Annotated in this window: 13 protein-coding genes; 3 read left to right on the top strand and 10 right to left on the bottom strand. The window is 74.4% G+C overall.

All coding sequences use genetic code 11. The annotated features are described in order from the left end of the window. Window positions 1–7 precede the first annotated feature (7 nt). The 3 genes from ACFY3U_RS11970 to ACFY3U_RS11960 form a co-directional block, all read right to left on the bottom strand. Window positions 8–4864 carry an amino acid adenylation domain-containing protein gene (locus ACFY3U_RS11970; RefSeq protein ID WP_387199104.1) on the bottom strand — a complete coding sequence of 1619 codons (4857 nt, stop codon included), beginning with the start codon at window positions 4862–4864 and terminating at the stop codon, window positions 8–10. 207 nt (window positions 4865–5071) lie between these two features. Further along, entirely contained in the window at window positions 5072–5674 is a 603-nt protein-coding gene (locus ACFY3U_RS11965; protein WP_387199101.1) for a response regulator, read from the bottom strand. Further along, window positions 5671–6816 (bottom strand): sensor histidine kinase, encoded by a 1146-nt coding sequence (locus ACFY3U_RS11960; protein WP_387199098.1) that lies wholly within the window; start codon window positions 6814–6816, stop codon window positions 5671–5673. Before ACFY3U_RS11960 ends, ACFY3U_RS11965 begins: the two co-directional genes overlap by 4 nt. A gap of 107 nt (window positions 6817–6923) precedes the next feature. On the opposite strand from ACFY3U_RS11960, the gene ACFY3U_RS11955 reads away from it, so the two are divergent. From ACFY3U_RS11955 to ACFY3U_RS11945, 3 genes are read left to right on the top strand one after another with little or no spacing between them, the layout of a single operon-like run. Beyond that, entirely contained in the window at window positions 6924–7805 is an 882-nt protein-coding gene (locus ACFY3U_RS11955) for an ABC transporter ATP-binding protein (protein ID WP_387199096.1), read from the top strand. A gap of 27 nt (window positions 7806–7832) precedes the next feature. Beyond that, window positions 7833–8552, top strand: coding sequence for an ABC transporter permease (locus tag ACFY3U_RS11950; RefSeq protein WP_387199093.1), 720 nt, complete (start codon window positions 7833–7835; stop codon window positions 8550–8552). After that, window positions 8549–9235, top strand: coding sequence for a GPP34 family phosphoprotein (locus ACFY3U_RS11945; RefSeq protein WP_387199090.1), 687 nt, complete (start codon window positions 8549–8551; stop codon window positions 9233–9235). The genes ACFY3U_RS11950 and ACFY3U_RS11945 overlap by 4 nt, the downstream gene beginning before the upstream one ends. Before the next feature lie 159 nt (window positions 9236–9394). On the opposite strand, the gene ACFY3U_RS11940 is transcribed toward ACFY3U_RS11945, so the two are convergent. The 7 genes from ACFY3U_RS11940 to ACFY3U_RS11910 form a co-directional block, all read right to left on the bottom strand. Next, a complete protein-coding gene (locus ACFY3U_RS11940) occupies window positions 9395–11350 on the bottom strand; it encodes a GTP-binding protein (protein ID WP_387199087.1) in 1956 nt (651 codons plus the stop codon). 247 nt (window positions 11351–11597) lie between these two features. Next, window positions 11598–11984, bottom strand: coding sequence for a DUF4913 domain-containing protein (locus ACFY3U_RS11935; protein WP_387199084.1), 387 nt, complete (start codon window positions 11982–11984; stop codon window positions 11598–11600). Continuing rightward, entirely contained in the window at window positions 11978–13429 is a 1452-nt protein-coding gene (locus ACFY3U_RS11930) for a glycoside hydrolase family 19 protein (protein WP_387199081.1), read from the bottom strand. The genes ACFY3U_RS11935 and ACFY3U_RS11930 overlap by 7 nt, the downstream gene beginning before the upstream one ends. Before the next feature lie 6 nt (window positions 13430–13435). Then, a complete protein-coding gene (locus ACFY3U_RS11925; protein WP_387199078.1) occupies window positions 13436–15187 on the bottom strand; it encodes a type IV secretory system conjugative DNA transfer family protein in 1752 nt (583 codons plus the stop codon). After that, window positions 15184–16956, bottom strand: a complete 1773-nt coding sequence (locus tag ACFY3U_RS11920) for an ATP/GTP-binding protein (RefSeq protein WP_387199076.1) — start codon at window positions 16954–16956, stop codon at window positions 15184–15186. The genes ACFY3U_RS11925 and ACFY3U_RS11920 overlap by 4 nt, the downstream gene beginning before the upstream one ends. Beyond that, complete coding sequence (locus ACFY3U_RS11915) at window positions 16953–18452, bottom strand: SCO6880 family protein (RefSeq protein WP_387199074.1); 1500 nt, start codon at window positions 18450–18452, stop codon at window positions 16953–16955. Before ACFY3U_RS11915 ends, ACFY3U_RS11920 begins: the two co-directional genes overlap by 4 nt. A gap of 19 nt (window positions 18453–18471) precedes the next feature. Further along, on the bottom strand, window positions 18472–20019 hold the full coding sequence (locus ACFY3U_RS11910) for a hypothetical protein (RefSeq protein ID WP_387199071.1): 1548 nt from the start codon (window positions 20017–20019) through the stop codon (window positions 18472–18474).

The following is a 20019-nucleotide window of genomic DNA, read 5'->3' as shown; positions in this document are numbered from 1 at the left end:
GTCGCGGTCAGGCCGAGGGGTCGCCGAGGAACGCCTCGACGTCGGCATCGGTGTAGGCGGCCACGGCGACGAACTCGGCCGCCGAGGTGTCGATCATCGGGCCCTGCTCGGCGCGCAGGGCGGCGGCGAAGCCGGCCAGCGTCGGGTGGGCGAAGAGCAGCCGCAGCGCGATGTCCGCGTCCAGCGCCTCGCGCAGGTACGACACGGCCCGGGTGGCGACCAGCGAGTGCCCGCCGAGCGCGAAGAAGTCGTCCTCGGGGGCCAGCTCGCCCACCCCGAGCACCTCGGCCCAGACCAGCGCGACGGCCTGCTCCAGCACGGTGAGCGGGCGGCTGGCCACCCGGGCGGGCGGGGCCGCGTCACCGGGATCGGGCAGCGCGCGCCGGTCCGCCTTGCCGTTGGGGCTCAGTGGCAGCCGTTCCAGCGGCACGAAGACCGACGGCACCATCGGGTCGGGCAGTTCGGCGGCGACGAACGCGCGGACGTCCGCCAGGTCGACCCCGGGCTCGGCGACCACGTACGCCACCAGCCGGCGGTCCCCGCCGCGCGGGGTGTGCGGGACGACCACCACCTCCCGGACGCCCGGGTGCCGCGCGAGCACGGCCTCGACCTCGCCCGGCTCGACCCGGTTGCCCCGGATCTTCACCTGGTGGTCGGCCCGGCTGATGAACTCGAAGACCCCGTCGGCCCGCTCCCGCACCAGGTCGCCGGTGCGGTAGAGGCGGCCGCCCGACGTCCACGGGTCGGGCTGGAACCGGTCGGCGGTGAGGCCGGGACGGCCGTAGTAGCCGCGGGCCAGCCCGACGCCGCCGACGTACAGCTCGCCGGGGAGGCCGACCGGCACCGGCTCCCCGGCCCGGTCGAGCACCCGCAGCACGGCGTTGGTGATCGCCGGGCCGACCGGCGCCACGGCCGGCCAGTCGGCCGGATCGCCGCGCAGGATGTGGAAGTTGGACAGGTGCGTCTCGGTCGGCCCGTAGTGGTTGTGCAGCGCGGCCTCCGGCAGCGCGGCCAGGAACTCGGCCACCAGCGGGGTCACCTGCAACTGCTCGCCGGCCGCCACCACGTCGCGCAGCGCGTGCGGCACCGGGCCGCGGCGGGCGGCCAGCGCCAGGTGGGTGAGCACCGCGAACGGGATGAAGATCCGTTCCACGGCGGCCTTGTCCAGCAGCGTCAGCAGCGCGGTCATGTCCCGCCGGTCGTCCTCGCTGACCAGCACCAGCGTCCCGCCGGTGGCCAGGGTCACGAAGAACTCCTGCACCGACACGTCGAAGCTGAGCGCGGCGAACTGCAGCACCCGGGCCGGGTGGCCGAGCTGGCAGCCGGTGACGTGCACCGCGACCAGGTGCGCCAGCATCCGGTGCGGCTGCGCCACGGCCTTGGGCCGCCCGGTGGAGCCGGAGGTGAACAGCACGTAGGCGAGGTTGTCCAGGCCGACGGTGACCGGCACCGGCCCGTCGGGCAGCCGCTCGATCGCCGGCCACTCGTCGTCGAGGACGACCACCCGGGCGTCCCCGGCGTCGAGCCGGTCCGCCAGGTGCCGCTGAGTCACCACCACCGGCGGCCGGGCCTCGCCGAGCATCAGCGCGACCCGCGCCGGCGGGTAGGCCGGGTCGATCGGCAGGTACGCCCCGCCGGCCTTGAGCGCGGCGAGGATCGCCACCGGCACGTCCAGCGACCGGTCGAGGTAGAGCCCCACCAGGGCCTCCGGGCCGACCCCGAGGGCCTGCAGGTGGTGCGCGAGCTGGTTGGTCCGCCGGTCCAGCGCGGCGTACGTCAGCGCCTCGTCACCGAACTCGACCGCCACCGCGTCGGGTACGGCGCGGGCCCGCTCGCTGATCTGCTCGTGCACGCAGACCGGTGCCCACGGCGCGGTGACCGGGCCGGCCGCGAACCGGGCCAGCTCCGGCGGGGTGAGCAGCGGCAGTCGGGACAGCCGGGTGGTCGGGTCGGCGGTGGCGCCGGCCACCAGGGTCTCGTAGTGGCCGAGCAACCGGTGCACGGTGTCGGCGTCGAACAACCCGGTCGGGTACTCGGCGGTGAGCACCGTGTCGTCGCCGATCCGGTCGACGAAGAGCACCAGCTCGAACCGGGCGAAGCCGTTGTCCAGCTCCTCGGCGAAGCGCACCCGCGGGCCGCCGTCGCCGAGCGTCACGGCCGGCGTCGGCACGTTCATCATCACGAACAGCGTCTCGAACAGCGGGTTGCGGTCGGTGACCCGGGTGAGCCGGGCCTCCTCCACGATCCGTTCCAGCGGGACGCTGGCGTGCGCCGCCGCGCCGAGCGCCACCGCGCGCACCCGGGCCAGCAGCTCGGTGAACGACGGGTCACCGGCCAGGTCGGTGCGCAGCGGCAGCGTGTTGGTGAAGAACCCGATCAGCGGCTCGGCGTCCGGGTGGTCGCGGCCGGCCACCGGCACACCGGTGACGATGTCCTCGGCCCCGGTGTAGCGGTGCAGCAGCGCCTGGAACCCCGCGAAGAGCACCATGAACGGGCTCGCCCGGTGCGCCGCGGCCAGCGCCGCCACCCGCTGCACGACCTCCGGCGGCAGGACCCGCCGGACCTTGGCGCCGTGCCGTTCCGGTGCGCCGGTCGGCCGCCGGACGGCTGGCAACTCGGGCGGCTCGGGCGCCTCCCGGCACACCGTCCGCCAGTAGTCGACGTGTGCCTCATCGGTGCGGGTGGCGACGGCGGCGTACTGGCGGCGCAGCGGGGGCAGCGCGGCGCTCCCGTCGTACAGCGCGGCCAGCTCGTCCAGCAGCACGCCCACCGACCAGCCGTCGAAGGCGATGTGGTGCACGGTGACGGCCAGGTCGTACCGCTGGTCGGCGACCCGCACCAGCACCGCCCGCAGCACCGGCCCGGTGGTCAGGTCGAACGGCTCGCGGGCGGCCGCGTCGAGCGCGGCGACGCGACGCGCGGCCGCGTCGGGGGTGCCGCCGCGCGCGTCCACCGTCGCGAACGGCACCGGCCGCGGCGGGTCCACCCGCTGCCACACCTGGCCGCCGGTCACCCCGTAGCGGGTACGCAGCACCGCGTGCCGGGCCACCACGGCGTCCAGCGCGCGGGCCAGCGCCGCCGGGTCGACCGGGCCCTCCACGGTGAACAGCAGCGGTACGTGGTACCGCGCGGTGCCCGGGACCATCTGCTCCAGGAACCAGACCCGCTCCTGCTGCTCGGTCAGCGGTCGTGGGCCGGTGGTGGCACCGTCGTCGGCGTTTCCGGCGAGGTCGGCGCCGGCCGGGGTGAGCGCCGCCGCGAGGTCGGTGAAGCGGGGCGTGGCGAACACCTGCCCGACGGTGAGGGTCGCGCCGAACCGCCGCCGCACCGCGGTGACCAGCCGGGCGGCGGTGAGCGAGTCGCCGCCGGAGTCGAAGAAGTCGCCGTCGGTCGGGACGGGCCGCCCGACGATCCGTCCACACAGGTTGGCCAGGTCGCCGGCGGTCACCGCGCGCGCCGGGGCCGTCGTGGCCAGATCCGCGGCCACCGCCGCCCGCAGGGCCGCCACGTCGACCTTGCCGCCGGGGCGAAGCGGGAACTCCGCGACCGTGACCACGGCCGTCGGCACCATGTGCGACGGCAGGATCTCGGCCAGCGCCGCGCGGGCCGACTCCGCGTCGACCGGCCGGGCCGCACGGACGCAGAGCACCAGGTCGGCGTCGAGCGGGAAGACCCGCGCGTCGGTGCCGGGCAGGGCGGCGCGGGCGGCGGCCTCGACGTCGCCCGGCTCCACCCGGTAACCGTTCACGGAGAGCTGGTCGTCGGCGCGGCCGACGAAGGCGTACCCGTCCGGCGTGGTGGTGACCAGGTCGCCGGTGCGGTACCACCGCCGGGGTGCGCCGTCGAGGTCGAGGGTCACGAACCGCTCGGCGGTCAGCCCGGGCTGGCCACGATAGCCGTCGGCGAGGCCGTCCCCGCCGAGCAGCAGTTCACCGTCGTCGAGCGCCGCGACCACTCCCGGCAGCGGCCGGCCGATCGGCACCGGCCCGTCGACCGGGCCGCGGAGTTCGTGCACCAGCGAGGTGATCGTCGCCTCGGTGACCCCGTACGCGTTGAACAGCCGCGGCGGGCGCGGCAGGCCGAACCACGCGGTGACGGCGGTGGCGGGCAACGGCTCGCTGCCGGCCACCGCCAGCCGCAGCGCCGTCGGCCGACCGACCCGGTCGGCGGCGAGCTGACCGGCCCAGCCCGCGAAGTAGGACGCGGGCAGATTCACCACCGTCACCCCGGCCGCGTCGACAGCGGCCGTGAACGCGGCGTACCCGGTGACGCCCAACGGGTCGGCGAGCACGACGACCGTGCCACCGTGCGCCAGGGTCGGCCAGATCTCCTCGGCCGAGACGTCGAAGGCGAGCGACGCGACGTGCGCGACCCGGTCATCCTGGCCGAGCCCGAAGGCCGCGCCGACCGTCTGCACGTGCCAGTCGAGGGCGTCCCGGCCCACCTCGATCGCCTTCGGCACCCCGGTCGTGCCGGACGTGAACGCCAGGTACGCCACGTCGGGGGCCGGCTCGGCGCCGTCCCGGCGGGCCGACGGTGCCGGCCCGTCGAGCACCCAGGCCGCCCCGGCCACGTCGAGCATCGCCGCGACCCGGGCCGGCGGAGTCGCCGGATCCACGGCCAGGTACGCGCCGTCGGCGAGCATCGTGCCGAGCAGCGCGGCGATCGTCTCCGGCCCTCGGGCGCCCACCACGGCGACGACGTCACCGGGGCGCATCCCGGCCGCCGCCAGCCGGTCGGCGACGGCGGTGGCCCGGTCGTACAGCTCGGCGTACGTCCAGGTCAGCGCGCCGTGCGCCACCGCCGGCCGGCCCGGAGACCGGCGGACCCACGACTCGATCCGCCGCACCAGGGCGGCCGTCACCGGTGATTCCCCCCACACATGGTGGACACCATACGGGCCGGAATCCGCCGGTGGGAGCACGAAATTATCGCGATCCCGACCGCTGCCCGGGCGGATAGGCGACGCTTGCCGACGGCTCGTCGGGACGGTGTCGGGCGTGCTCCGCCGGCGACGTCGCAGCGGTGGCGGGCCAGGCTCGCCCGGTGCGTCTGCTCGCGGGCCCGCCCACTACAGCCAGTCGTGTTCGCGGGCGTAGCGGGCCGCTTCGTGGCGGGTGTGGGTCTGGGTCTTGCGCATGGCGTTGGAGAGGTAGTTGCGGACGGTGCCCGGGGCGAGGTGGAGCCGGGCGGCGATGTCGACGACCGAGTAGCCCTCGCCGGTGACCCGCAGCACGTCGACCTCACGATCGGTCAGGGGGCAGTCCTCGGTGACCGCGAGCGCGGACACATCCGGGTCGATCCAGCGTTTACCCGCGTGCAGGGTGGCGATGACCGAGGTGATGTGGGCCGGCTCGGCGGACTTGCTGACGAAGCCCTGGACGCCGAGCCGCAACGCCTTGCGCAGCACACCGGGGCGGGCGTGCCGGGTCAGCATGAGGATCACCTGCTCGGGTCGCTCGCGGCGGATCTCGGCGACCGCGCCGAGCCCGTCCAGGCCCGGCATCTCCAGGTCGATGACCAGCACGTCGGGCCGGTGCCGGAGGGTGGCGGCGATCGCCGTCCGGCCGTCGGACGCCTCGGCCAGCACGGTGACGTCGCCCTCCAGCGGCAGCAGCGCGGCCAGGGCCGTGCGCAGCAGGACCTCGTCGTCGGCGAGTACGACGCTCGTCATCGGCCGTCCTCCCTCGGGCCCACACCTACCCGGACGGGCGGAAAGACCGCGGCCGTCAGGAACCGCTCGCCCTGCTGCTGCACGGTCAGCTCACCTCCGTCACCCGCCACCCGCTGGCGCAACGCCGCCAGCCCTCTGAGCTCGGGGAGCGTGGTGGCGGTCACGCCGTCGTTGGCGATGGTGATGCCCGACTCGGCAAGCGTGATCTGCACCTGGGTGGCCTGCGCGTGCCGCAGGATGTTGGTGGTCGTCTCGCGCAGCACCTGACCGAGCAGTTCACCGACGCGCGAGTCGACCTCGGCCTCCCGGGTCACCCGGACCCGGATGCCGGCGGCCTCGAACAGGTTCTTCGCGTTCTCGATCTCCACCGTGAGGTTGAGCCGCCGCTGCGCGTACGCGAGCTCCTTGGTCTGCGTGATCGTGTCACTGACCAGCGCGTAGGTCTCCCGCAGCTCCTTCTCCGCCCGTCCGGCGTCGCGGAGCAGCAGTTTCTGCGCCAGGGCGATTTTCAACTTCACCACGTGCAGAGTGTGGCCCTGGATGTCGTGCAGGTCGCTGGCGAACCGGACGCGTTCCCGCACCACGGCAAGCTCCGCCTCGCGCTCGCGGGTCTGTTCGAGCTCCCGGATGAGGTCGTAGAACCGCTCACCCACCACCGTCATGACCGTCACGAGCACGGTGAGTCCCGTCGGGAGGAGGACGTAGGCGACCAGGAGCGGGCGGACGTCGCCCCGCTCCACCAACAGCCGCGCCGCGCCGACAGCGGCGACGTAACCGAACAGGCCGGCCACGATCAGCCCCCGATGCCGCCGAACCTCGCGCAGAGTGAGGGAGCCCACCGCGCAGATCCCCCAGTAGGCGTTGGAACTGCCGGTCACCAGCACCCCCACCGGCCACACCGCGGCCGCGACGGTCACGCAGGGCAGCGCCACCCGTGCCAGGTCGTTGGCCGTCCACCGTTCGAAGGCCACCACGGCCGCGACGACGCCCGGCAACAGGACGACGGCGTGCCACCAGGTCCGCGTGTCGAGGTAGAGCAGGACCAGCGCGGCGATCACGACCGGCGGCAGCGACGTCGCCAGGTTGAGCCGGCGCAGTCGTCGCTGCGTCGACTCGGTGAAGCGCGGCGGTGGGGCGGTCACCGCTCCAGTATCCGTCGGCCAGCGGCCACGACCAGTGACACCACGTCACCTGTGTTCGTGACACCGCGCCACTGACGCGCCGGTCGCGCCCGCGCTGTGCTGGGTGCATGTCCACCACACCCGTCATCGAAGTCGACCGGCTGAACCTGACCTACGGCGACTTCCACGCCGTGAAGGACCTTTCCTTCGAGGTACGCCCCGGGGAGCTCTACGCGTTGCTGGGCACCAACGGAGCGGGCAAGACCTCGACGTTGGAGACCATCGAGGGGCATCGGACGCCGACCTCGGGCTCCGTACGCGTCTTCGGGCACAGCCCCCGCGACCGGCGACTGGTTCGTCCACGCATGGGCGTCATGCTCCAGGAGAGCGGCTTCTCCCCGGACCTCACCGTCCGCGAGTCCGTCCGTCTGGTCGGCCGGCTCACCCGGCGCACCGACGACGTCGACCGAGTGCTCGACCTGGTCGACCTCACCGACCGGGCCGGCCGAAAGGTGGCACAGCTCTCCGGCGGGGAGAAGCGGCGGTTGGACTTCGCCACCGCCGTCTACGGCGCCCCGGAGCTGATCTTCCTGGACGAGCCCACCACCGGCCTGGACATCTCCTCCCGCGACGCCGTCTGGGCGACGGTGGACCGGCTGCGCGAGAACGGCGCGACCATTGTGCTCACCACCCACTACCTGGAGGAGGCGCAGCAGCGCGCGGACCGGATCGGGTTGATGCACGAGGGCACCTTCCACCGGGAGGGCACCGTGGCCGAGTTGACCCGGACCCTACCGGCGGTCATCCGCTTCTGCCTCCCGGCGTCGGCGCCGACGCTGCCGGTGCCGGCCGTCGTCGACGCCGACGGGAAGGTCGTGGTCGAGACCTTCGAGCTGCAGCGGGACCTGCACCTCCTGCTGGGGTGGGCGCAGGACCACGCGGTGGAGTTGCGGGAGCTGGCGGCCGGGCCGACCCGGCTCGACGACGTGTTCCGCGCCATCAGCAGCTGATCCGTTCTCTCCCCAAGGGGTGTCACCGTGTTGTCCATCGCGTCCAGCGAACTGATCCAGATCTTCCGCAACCGGCTGGTGCTGGTCACCAGCCTCATCGTCCCGATCGCGGTCTGCATGTTCTTCGTCCGCCAGCACAAGACCTTCGCCGCCGTCGGCAGCCTCGGCTACATCGCCGCCATCGTGATGTTCACCGTGGCCGCGTTCGGCCTCTACGCCACCGCGGTCACCACCCTGGCCTCCCGGCGCCAGAACCTCTTCCTCAAGCGGCTGCGCTCCACCGCCGAGAGCGACACCGGCATCCTCGTCGGCCTGCTGCTGCCCGCGGTCGGCCTCGCCGTCGTGCAGGTGACCGCGATCCTGATCGCCCTGGCCATGGTCGCCGCCGCGCCGGCCGACGTCGTCCTGCTCGTGGTGGCGACCATCGCGGCCCTGGCCATGATGGTCGGGCTGGCGTTGGCCACCGCGGGGTTGACCAACTCCCCCGAGCACGCCCAGGTCACCACGCTGCCCGTCACCCTCGGCGTGATCGCCGTGGCCAGTTGGGTGGGCATCTCCGGCACCGCGAACCTCGCCTGGCTCAAGCGGCTGCTGCCCGGCGGGGCAGCCACCGAACTGATCATGAACGCCTGGAACGGCGGCGTCGCCGTCACCGACTCGCTACTCCTGCTCGCGCCCACCCTTGGCTGGGTCGTCATCGCCGTCGCCCTGGCCACCCGACTCTTCCGCTGGGAGCCCCGCCGATGACCACCGATGCCCGACCGTACTCGAACCCCCCGACCCTGGCGGAAGATCTTCTGCTGCTGCTGTTCCAGCCCGCATCCGGGACCATCGCGGGCGAGAACACGCTCTTCTACGTCCTGGGCGGGGCCGTCCTGGCGGACCTCGCCCTCGGCGACCACCTGATGGCGGCGGCCCGGGGCCGGGTCAGTGGCGTGGCGGGCCATCCACCTGCCGACGGCCTGCTCCGCCCGGCGTGGGACTACCTCGCCGAGAAGCCGAGAGGCGTGCAGACGGCCCTGGCGGCGGTCGGCCCCGCCCTGCGTGAGCCGGTGCTGGAACGGCTCATCGTGCGAGGCGACATCGACCAGGAACCGCGCAAGGTGCTCGGCCTGTTCCGTACGACAGCCCTGCGGGACGGCGGGACCGGACGACGGGCGCGCCTGCTCGCCGACGTCCGGGAGGTCCTCGTGGACGGCGTCGAACCACCGGCCCGCGTCGCCGCGCTCACGGCCCTGCTCTCGGCCAGCGGCACGCTCCCGCAGTTCCACCGCGAGATCCCGTGGACGTCACCGGTCATCACCCGGGCCAAGGAGTTCGAGAAGGGCGACTGGGGCGCCAACGCCGCGGCCGAAGCCGTGACCCGTACCGTGACGGCCACGGTCGTCAACAGCACCATCGTGGCTATCAGCGTGCTTCCTCGAAGCTAGGCCAGCGGCGTCACGACCACCGCGCCGGCGATCACCGCCGCGAGCTCGCCGATCACCAACGCCACGCGGGCCGCCCGCCGGTGGAGGAGGCGATCGGGCGGGCGGTCGGCGGTCCTCGTCCCGAGCATGACCGGCGTCGGCCCGGTCGCGGCCGGCAACCTACCGCGGTACGGCCCGGAACCACGCCTCCCGGTCGCCCGGATCGGGTCCGCGCCGGGGCGACGTCGGAGGCGCCTCGGCGGTGACCGGAGCGTGGTGGTCGAAGGTGGTGGTCAGGACGGCCTCGCCGCCGGTGAGGTCGGGCAGGGCGGCGACGACCCGCGGAACCCGTGCCGACGGCAGCGTGCCGCTGACCTCGAGGTAGCCGCCGGCGACGGCCGTGTCGTGGACGACGGCGCCGAGCCGGCCCAGCAGCGCCAGCACCTTCTCCACCGCATGCCCGGGAAGGTTGACGTCGAACCGCTCGACCGGTTGGCACACCCGGGTGCCGGCCCGGCGCAGCGCCGCGGCCACCACGACCGGGGCGAGGTTGCGGAAGTCCGCCGCCACCGTCGAGATCGACTTGTCGAACTTCTGGTGCGGCCTGCTCTGTCGGGGCCAGTACCGGGACGCCGTCATGGTGACCACGCAGTCGGTGACCGGCCAGCCGTACCGGCCCTGCCGCAGCGCGGCCCGTACGCCCTCCTCGGTGGCGGCGACGAAGGCCGGCGGCAGCCGACCCGGTTCGACGCCGGGGCGGAACTCGATGCCGTGCCCCACCGGGGCGGCGTCGATCCGCAACCCCAGCCCGGCCAGGTACGGGTTGCCACGCTCCCGCACCCGCTCCTCGGCGGCGCCGCTGCCGGCGACCCGTTCGATGCAGGCGGTGAGCGTGCCGGAGAACCGCACCCGCACGCCGTACCGGTCCGCCAGGAGGGCGGCCAGCACCTCCTTCTGCACCTCGCCGTGCAGCCGGATCACCGCCTCCGCCTGCTGCTCGTCGAGCCGCAGGTCCACCAGCGGGTCCTCGTCGGCCAGCTCGGCCAGGCCGGCGAACATCGCCAACCGCTGGGCGGGGTCGACGGGCTCGACGATCGCCTGTCGGGTCGGCGGCGGGAACCGGTAGCCGTGCCGCCGCGGCGGCTGCCCGATGTGCTGCCCGATCCGGGCCGACAGCCCGCGCACCGCGGCGATCTGCCCGGCGGACACCTCGGGGCGCACCAGCACGCCGTCGGGCTCGGTGACCTCGATCCGGGTCACCGTCTCGGGGCGTGATCCGGCGAGCTGCACCCGATCCCGCACGCGCAGCCGCCCGGACCACACCCGCAGCCAGGCCCGCCGACCGTGGCCGTCCCGGTCGACGGCGAAGACCGTACCGGCCAGCGGGCCGTCCGGCTGCTTCCCGTACGGCAGCAGGTCGGCGAGGAGGTGGCACAGCTGACGTACCCCGGCGCCGGTGATCGCCGAGCCGCACGCCACCGGCGCGATCTCGGCGCGGCGCACCGCGTGCCGGATCGCCCGCCGGACGTCGCGGGGGCGTACCGCCTGGTCCGTCAGCCACCGTGCCGCCACCGCGTCGTCGACCTCCGCCACCGCCGCCACCACCGGTTCGGCGTCCAGTCCCACGGCCCGCACCCGGGCGTCACGCCCGCCCTGGCCGCTGACCGTGGTGAGCGGGACCGGCCGCGCCCCGAGCCGCTGACGCACCTGGGTCAGCACCCGGTCGACGTCGGCACCGCGGCGGTCCACCTTGTTCACGAAGAACACTGTCGGCACGCCGATGCGGCGCAGCGCCCGCCAGATCGCGACGGTCTGCGGCTGGACCCCCTCCACGCTCGACACCACGAGCACGGCGGCGTCCAGCACCGCGAGCGACCGCTCGACCTCGGCGATGAAGTCGGGGTGGCCGGGGGTGTCGAGCAGGTTGACGCTCAGTCCACCGAGCGTGATCGAGGTGACGGCCGCCCGGATGGTGATGCCGCGCCGGCGTTCCAGCTCCATCGAGTCGGTCCGCGTCGTGCCGGCGTCGACGCTTCCCAATTGGGAGACGGCGCCGGCCTCGTAGAGCAGGCGTTCGGTCAGGCTGGTCTTTCCGGCGTCAACATGGGCGACGATTCCGAGATTCAACAACGCCAAGGCAGAACTCCACGGTGGGACGGTCCAGGGTCCGGAGCGTGGAAGTTGCTCGCATTGTCACTCCTCGTCATCGTCGTGGTGGCCGAGCCACTGCCCGGGGCGCAGCGGTGAGCCGTGTGCAGGCTCGCACGCCCGCTCCGGCGGCCGCCACCGAATTCGGTTCCGGTCGCACCCGGAGAGCCAGGTCGGCTTGTCGCCCCGAACGGTCCTGAGCCGAGCAGGGAGGCCGGGCCGGTTCCCGCATCGCTCACCGGTCGTCGTACCGCTCGGCCCAGGGTCGGTCCTTCGGCCGGTGGCCCCCCGGTTTGCAACCGGCGAACGGGCCACCGGGATTGCGCAGCGCGTCCATGGTCGGCCAGAGGTGGTTCTGGTGCCACCCGGCCGGGTCGGACGGCGCCGCCCGCGGGCTGGTCCGCTCCTGCCAGGCGAGCCAGAGCCCGTGCAGGTAGGCGATCGCCTCCGGATGCTCCCACCAGCGGGGGCACCAGGGCGCGCCGGAGGTGACCTCACCGCCGTAGACCGGCAGCAGCAGGCCCTCCACCCAGGCGGCCAGCCGGCGCAGCTCCTCGGCGTACTCGGGGCCGTCCAGGTAGAGGATGAAGAACGGCTTCGGCGCCGGCTCGTCGGTCAGCACGACAAGGTCCCTTCGTCACCCGGGTCGACGCCCAGGACCTCGGTGAACCGGCGGTACGCGTCGATTCGTCCCCGCACCTGCCCGGGGTTTCCGCCGCCGCACTCCAACGCCCCGTTGATGCTGCGGACCGTCGCCCCGAAACCCCCGCCGCCGGTGATCGCGGTGTGCGGGGTGGTCGTGCCCGCTCCGGGCTGGGTCATCCAGAACCAGAGCGCGGTACGCCACGCCACCGACGGGTCGGTCGACACCAGGTCCGGGTTGCCGAGCAGGTCCACCCCGAGCGCGTCACCGGCCGCCTTGTAGTTGCCGTTCCAGCTCAGTTGGAGCGGCCCGCGCCCGTGGTAGGCGCTCCGGCCGGCGGGGCACCCGTAGGGCTTGCCGCCGTCGCAGTAGGTGCCCCAGGCGGCCCGGTCGATCTCGTCGACGTGGATCAGCCCCTCGGTCTCGTGGTCGACGTTGGCCAGGAACGCCGCCAGTTCCCGCTTGCGGGTCTGCTCGTCGCCGGTGGTGGCGAAGTCGGGGAACGCGGCCATCGCGTCGGTGAGCCCGGCGTACGTGTAGAAGGAGTTGCGGCCGGGGAACATGGTGTCGAACGTGGTCCCGCTGAGCGGCGTGCCCTCGTCCTCCGGCACCACCTGCTTCCTGCCCCCGGGTCCCGGCGACGCCGTCGGTGTCGGTGCCGGCGACGCCGTCGGCGTCGCGGTGGACGTGTCCGTCCCACCGATCGTGTAGCGGGCGAACAGGCCACGCACCTGCAACGGGTAGCTGTCCAGCAGGATGACCGGCATGCCGCCCTGCGCCTCGACCGCCGCCGTGCCCTGGTCCCAGGCCATCAGCGTCAGCGTGAGGTGGTCGCCGACGACCTTCTTGTCGTCCAGCATCCGCTGGGTTTCCTCGGCCAGGTGGCAGAAGTACCGGGCATGGGCGTGGATCGAGTCCTCCGGGTCCAGCGCCGAGGCCTCGCCGCTGTCGTCGTCGTCCTTGCCGTACCGCTCGAAGACCTCGGGCGTCAGCTGGGACAACCCCTTGCGCCCCTGCTGCCCCTCCTTGTCGGCGTCGAAGTCGGAGGCGTACTCGATCTGCGCCGCGAGGATCACGGGCGTGAGCAGGTCGCACTCGCGGGCGGCGGACCGGATCGGCTCGACCAGGTCCGCATCGGGCACGCCCGAGGAGTCGAACCCGCCGCGGCCGTCGCCCCCGGCCAGCTGGGTGAGGACGCTGCCGCCGGCCCCCGGGCCGAGCGTGCTGTCCGGGTCCGGCGAGTACGAGGTCAGCTGCGACCCGCTGAGCAGGATGATGACCACCAGGACGATCAGGGCCAGCGCCGCCATCGCGGCCAGCGGGAGCATCCCGACCACCGAGATGAGCAGCCAGGTGAGCTGGGTGGCGCCGAACCGGTTCGTCGCCGTCTGGTGCGCGGCCCGGGCGGCCGCCAACTTCGACACCGGTCGTCACCCGGCCCGCTGGTGCCAGGCGGCCGCCGCCCGTTCGGTCACGGCCCGCGCCTCGGCCTTCGCCGCCGCCGCGATCGGCGCCGCGTCCGGCTCCTTGTACCAGGGCCGCAGCCGGATCACCGCCGGCCGCACACCGGTCGCCAGCAGCAGCGCCGTGCCCTTGGGCAGCGCCCGGATCCGGTCCGCCGGCAGCACCTGCTCCTGCCGGTACGACACCGAGCGGGTGGCGCCGTCGCGGGAGCGGGAGTAGGTCGGGGTGCGCACGTCGTGCTGGCCGATCAGGCGGGCGACCTTGTCCACGAAGTCGGCGTCGTCCAGCCCGGCGCCCAGCAGCTTCACCGTGGCCGCGCTCCACAGCGCGTCCATCCCCGCCTCGCCCCAGACCCGCGCCCCCTGCCGGTAGCTCTGCAACAGCGTCACCACGCTGATGCCGCGCGAGCCGAGGTGGCTGTACAGGTCGGGCAGGTCGGCGATGCGGCACACGTTGGCCGCCTCGTCCAGCACGGCGGTCATCGGCGGGTCCAGCCGGCCGCCCATCCGTTCGGCGGCCACCACGCCGGCCCGGACCACGGCGTCCGCCAGCCCGGCGATCACCCCGGCGGCGGACCCGCCGCCGTCCTTGGACAGCAGGTAGAGCGTGTCCCGGCCGAGCACGTGCTCCTCCGGGACGAACTCCGGGCGGTCCGGGTCGGGGCTGACCCAGGCCAGGATCTGCGGGTCGAGCAGGCAGGCGACGCACTGCCGGGTCGTCTCGTAGATGCCGTCGCGGGTCTGCACCGCGCCGCGTACGGTGCCCTGGAGCTGATCGGCCATCGCGTCCAGGCCGGCGTCGCGGAGCAGGTCGACCGGGGTGCGGTCGCCCGGGTCCGCGAGCCAGGCCAGCATCTCGCCGACACTCGCGCCGCCGTGCGCGGCGGCCAGGAGCAGCGCGGTCAGCGTGTTCTGCGCGGCGGCGATCCAGAAGTCCTTCTTGGACGCGTCGTCGTTGACCGAGCTGACGAAGTGGCCGGCGAGCCGCCGCGCGCCCTCCAGGCTGCGGCAGCCGCCGAGCATGTCCCACCACATGTCCCGCTCGGTGTACGCGATGCCCTGCGGGTCGAACGTCCACACCCGGCCGACCCGGGCCCGCTCCTGCCGGGTGACCAGGTAGACGTCCGACTTGTTCGAGGTGAGCAGCACCGCGCCCGGGGCGCGCAGTACCCGGGGGATGGCGATGCCGGTGGACTTGCCGGCCCGCGGTGCCATCAGGTCGAGTTCCACGTCCTCGTACGAGGAGCGCAGCTCGGGCCCCGACGGCAGCAGGTCGCCGAGCAGGTTGCCGGTGTCGTCGGGGTGCAGGTGGCCGACGTCGCGCAGGGACGGGCGCAGTTCCCGGGCCCGGGCCTGCGCCGCCTTGCCGGTCATGGCCCGCAGGTCGGCCGCGCCGGCGAGGTTCGACGGCTGCTGGCCCAGCCGGCGGGTCACGGCGCGGGTCGCCACGACCACCGGGACGGCGGCGAGCGGCACCAGCCCGGCCGCGCCGCCGTACACCAGGGCCGGCGGCACCCCCGGCCAGACCGCATCGGTGCCGCCGCCGATCAGGCTGAGATAGACGTCGATGCTGAACGGCGGCGGGCGCCAGCCGTACCCGCCCAGCGTGGTGGCGAGCGTGCCGCCGAGCCACAGCAGCACGAAGACGGCGAGGTTGACCAGCGCGAGCGCGGGGATCAGCCAGGCCAGCAGGTCGCCGCCGGCGCCGCCGCGCTTCACCGGGACCCCGGTGCGGCCGTGCCGGGCAGGTCGCCGGCCGTGACGGCGCGCACCACCGCGGCTCGTTCGGCCAGCATCCGCTCGGCGTCGCCGTTGGCGATCCACCGCGTGTTCGTGTCGTGCAGGTGCCGCTCGGCGTCGGTGATGGCGACCCGGATCGGGATGCCCGGCCGCCCACCGACCTTGATCAGGAAGCGGCCCCGGCCGGGTGGCTCCTCGTTGCCGCCGTCCTGCGCCCAGCCGGCCGGCGAGGACCAGGACGAGACCAGGTCGATCTCCCGCCGGGACAGGCCCACCACCCGGCCCAGCTCCTCCATCTCCGCTTTCGGCAGGCCGGCGCAGGCGACCATGCCGGCGCGCTCGACGAAACCCCGCGCCTTGGCCTTGTCCGCCTCGTTGCCCAGCGCCTCGGCGTCCTTCAGGGTGTGGGTGATCTTCGCGTCGGCCAGACCGAGCGAGCGGTTCAACCGGGTGAGCGCGTCGATCCGGTCGACGATGCCGGAGGCCGCGCGCAACGGGCGCCACAACTCGTCCAGGACGGTGAAGAACCAGCGCCGGGGCGCCAGCCCCGCGTCCGCCAGGGCGTGCGAGGCGGACACCGTACCCAACCCGTCCGACCAGGCGGCGAGCATCGCGGCGGCGGTCAACTGGCCGTCCGCCTCACCGATGCGGGAGATGTCGATGCAGACGGCGGTGGCGTCCGGGTCGATCCGGGTGGCGGTCTCCGCGGCGAACGTGTCGCCCAGCGGGCCGTCCACGATGCCGAACAGCGACCGGTGCAGCGGGTCGACGGCGTCCCGGTACCGGGACTCCTGCCCCCGGTCCAGGGTGACCTGCCGGACCTGCGGCGGCCCCTCCTCCAGCACCGCGAGCAGGTCCGGCAACCGGTACGTCCGGCCCGGCGCGACGCGCTCGCGCAGGTGCCGCAGGCAGGCGGAGAGCACCGACTGCTCGTGGTCGCTGATCGGCGCGCCCCGCACGATGGTGAGCAACGCCGCCACCATGTTCAGCACCCGGCCGTGGGACTCGGCGGCCAGCGCCTCGCCGGCCTGCCCGCCGATCCGCGCGGCCGCCGCCCCCATCGCGCCGGGGTCCAGCACGTTGAGCCCGCCGACGCCCCGGGCGATGGAGATGACCTGCCCGCCGAGCGCGCGGACGGTGTCCGCGTAGTCGGGCTTGAGGTCGCCGAGCACCAGCGGAACGACGCCCTGCCCGGCCAGGCCGATCAGCATCCGGTTGATCAGCGTGGACTTGCCGAGACCGGGCATGCCGAGCATGAACAGCGACGGGTTGGAGATGTAGCGGGCCCGGGTGAACCAGTTGAGCGGGTCCCCGCAGACCGTGGCGCCGGTGCTGATGTGCTGGCCGAGCGGCACCCCGGTCATCGGGGCGCCCGAGCCGGAGGCGAACGGCCAGAGCCCGCACGCCTGCACCGTGGTGGCCCGCCACATGGTCGGCGGGTCCAACGTGGCCACCCGGCCGCCGCCCACCCCGGGCGAGCCGCGGTGCGGCACGTCCTCGGCGCGGTCGGCCCGGGCCAGCCGCTGCCGGTACCGCCGCTCGGCCGCCTCCTGGGCGGCCCGCCGCCGGCGCGCCCGCCGCAACGCCCGCGGCGTCTGCTCGCCCGTCTCGTCGGGCTCCCGGTCCTGCGCGTCCACGGCCGGCACCACCAGCCCGGACATGGCGGTGACCGGCCCGGACGTCAGCCGGGGCCAGCCCGCGCCGAGGTCCAGCACCCGGGCGCCGTCCGCGCCCACCCCGGCGGTCACAGCGCCTCCTGGAGGTCCTGCGGGACGATCGACTGCTCCCAGGGCAGGATGCCGACCGGCAGGGCGCAGGTGAACGCCGCGGCCTGCATCCGGTCCGCCGGCCGCATGGCGACCCGGGTCGCGCCCAGCAGGTTACGCATCGTCACGTTCGCGTCCCGCACCTCGGCGGCCGAGTCGACGGTCAACGTCACCAGCATCGAGAACTCCACCAGACCGGCGCCGGAGGCCTCCTCCGCCGCGGTCTGCTCGGCCGCCTGGATCTCCGCGACCGCGCGGGCCCGGACCAGGCCCTTCGTCGAGTTCGCCATGAACTGGGCGGACCGGCGATCCGACTCGACGATCCGGGCGGAGGTGGCCGGGTCGATCGGGCGGTAGACCAACGCCACCCGCTTACGGCGGATGCCGGCGGCCGGGTCGAGCACGCTGCGCAGGATCCCGGAGCGCACCACCCCGCGGGGCGCCATGGTCAGCAGCCAACTGCGGGACACCCCGGAGTCGTGCTGGTAGGAGGTGACCGTCTCCACCGCGGCGGCCGGCCCGGCGTCGTCCCACTCCAGCCCGGTCCGGCCGTGCTGGGCGCGGACGTCGAGCACCTCGGCCGCGGCGGCCGGGTCGTACGCCACCCGGACGACCTCGGCGATCCGCTCCGCCGACAGCGGCTCCGCCGACCCTCCGCCGGCTGCCACCAGGCCGTTGAGCAGGCCCTGCAACCGCAGCGCCAGGTCGGCGAGCATGGCGTCGTCGTCGCGCCGGGCGCCCCCGGGCGCCGAGTAGGTGAGCGTCAGGTAGGTGTTCATCTCCGACGACGCGTCCGGGTAGGACCGCACGACCTCCTCCATCACCGCCCGCGCGGCGGGCGGCGCGTTCGGGGAGAGCCGGCCCAGCACCTCGGTGGCGAGCCGGGTGCCGGGGTCCGGCGCGGTCTCCACCACCACCGACGCGCCGCGCAGCCCCGGCTCGTGGGCCAGCCGGGACAGCCACTCCCCCCACAGCGCCACCCAGGTGTCGACCTGGTCCGGGTCGACCAGCGAGCCGCCGTCGGGCTCGCAGCTCAGCACGATCGTGTACTGGTGCCGGTTGCGGTGGTGCAGCACGCCGAACGGCCGGTCGTACGGGTCACGCCCCTCCAGCATGGTCACCCGGCTCAGCAGGCCTGGCGGCCGGAACCGCCCACCGGGCCGCGCCGACAGCGGCCCGGAGACGTAGAGGTGCTGCCGCTTGGACCTGCGGCGCAGCCAGCCGACGCGGACGCCGGCCATCTGGAAGACGTTGCGGCCGTCCTGGGTGCGGATCGCCAGCGGCGCCAGCACCATCGCGAACGGGAGCCCCACCACCAGGGCCGCGTCCAGCGAGACCATGGACGCGAGCAGGACCAGCACGAGACCGCCGAAGAGCCCGAAGGTCCCGATCAGCCCCAGCGAGCCGAGGCCGGCCTTGCGGGGGCGGCGCCAGTTGCCGTACGTGGGTGTCTTGATCTGTTCGATTGCGCTGCTCATGGTCGTCCTCCTGGGCGGCCTAGTCTCGGTCGGGGTCCGGCAGCGCGCCGCGGGCGATGCCGGCGGCGTGCCGGTGGGTGCCGGCGACCGCGCCGGCACCCTTCTGCACGGTCCAGGCGGCGGCCCCGACCGCGCCGCTGACCGCTCGCCCGGCGGTCGACACGACGCGACGCCCGCCGCCACCGGCCGACCCGCCGCCGCCCGCCGAGTCGCCGCCCGACGGTGGGCTGCTCGCCGGCGCCGGCTCGCTCGCCGGTGCCGGGGCGCTGCCGGACGGGGTGCTGGCGGGCGGGGTGCTGGCGGGCTCGGGTTCGCTCGCGGGCGTCGGCGTGCTGCCGGACGCCGGTTCGCCCCCGGACGCCGGCTCGCCGCCGGCCGGTGGCGTGCTCCCGGATGCCTGCTGCCCCCCGCCGCCGCCGGAGGTGGACGCGCCGCCGGACGTGGACGCGCTGTCCGACGCGCCCGTGGACGCGCCGTCCGCCGTGGAACCACCGCCCTCGGCCTTCGACGCGCCGTCCGCCGTGGAACCGCCCTCGGCCTTCGACGCGCCGTCGGCCTTCGACGCGCCGTCGGCCTTCGAGGCGCCGCCGCCCTTGGACACGGCGCCGGAGGGTGACCCGCCACCGCCGCCCGACGCCCGGGCCCCGCCGCCGCCCCCGCCGTGACCGCCGCCGGCGATCCGCTTGGCCCCGCTCGCCATCGCGCCCGCCGCGGCCGCGCCGCCGGCGACGCCCGCGCCCACCCCGTCGGACGAGCCGAGCGCCGCCATGGCCGGCACGACCAGCCGCATCAGCGCGGGCAGCGCGACTGCGGCCATCAACAGGATGGCGGCGCCGGCCAGTTTGTAGTGCTTGGCGTCGCCGTCGACCGAGCCGATCATCGCCGCCCCGGAATACATGATCAGCCCGACCACCGGTTTGAACGCCAGCCACGCCACCATCCAGGCGATGTGCTTGCGCCACCACCCGCCGCCCGACTCGGTCATCGACGCCGCGGCGGCCAGCGGCAGCGTGCCGGTGAGCAGCACCATCGCGCCGAGCCGCAGGTACATCAGGATCACGTGGATGCAGCCGGCGACCAGCAGCAGCAGCCCGATGATGATCAGCAGGAAGGCGGTGAGCCCGTCGGTCCCGCAGTTGGCGATCAGTTTGAGCTGCGCCTTGATGCCCTGGTCGTAGAGGTGGTCGCTGTAGTGGTCGGCCTCGGTGGCGAGCAGGTTGAGCACGGTCCACGCGGCCCCCACGGTGAGGACCATCCGGACCAGGCCCAGCAGCGCGGTCCACAACGCCTGTCCCCGGCGCAGCAACGCCATCCGGAACGCCGCGGCCAGCAACGACGCCACCGCGATGGTCACCACGAGCCAGTCGGTCTGCAGGTGGATCTGGTCATTGATCTTCTCGTCGCCGAGCGTCGGCACGTCGCCGAGGTTGGCGAACAGCTCCACGGCCGCGCCCATGATGGCGCCGGCGATGTCGCTGAGGATGCCGTCGATGCCCCGCTCGAAGAAGCCGACGACCTGCCCGATCTCGCCGATGTAGACGGCGTCGCCGGTCGCGCACTCGGCCAT

Origin of the sequence: Micromonospora sp. NPDC000089, from assembly GCF_042899365.1 — a bacterium.
Lineage (GTDB): Bacteria > Actinomycetota > Actinomycetes > Mycobacteriales > Micromonosporaceae > Micromonospora.
This window is presented reverse-complemented; position numbering and strand designations above follow the sequence as displayed.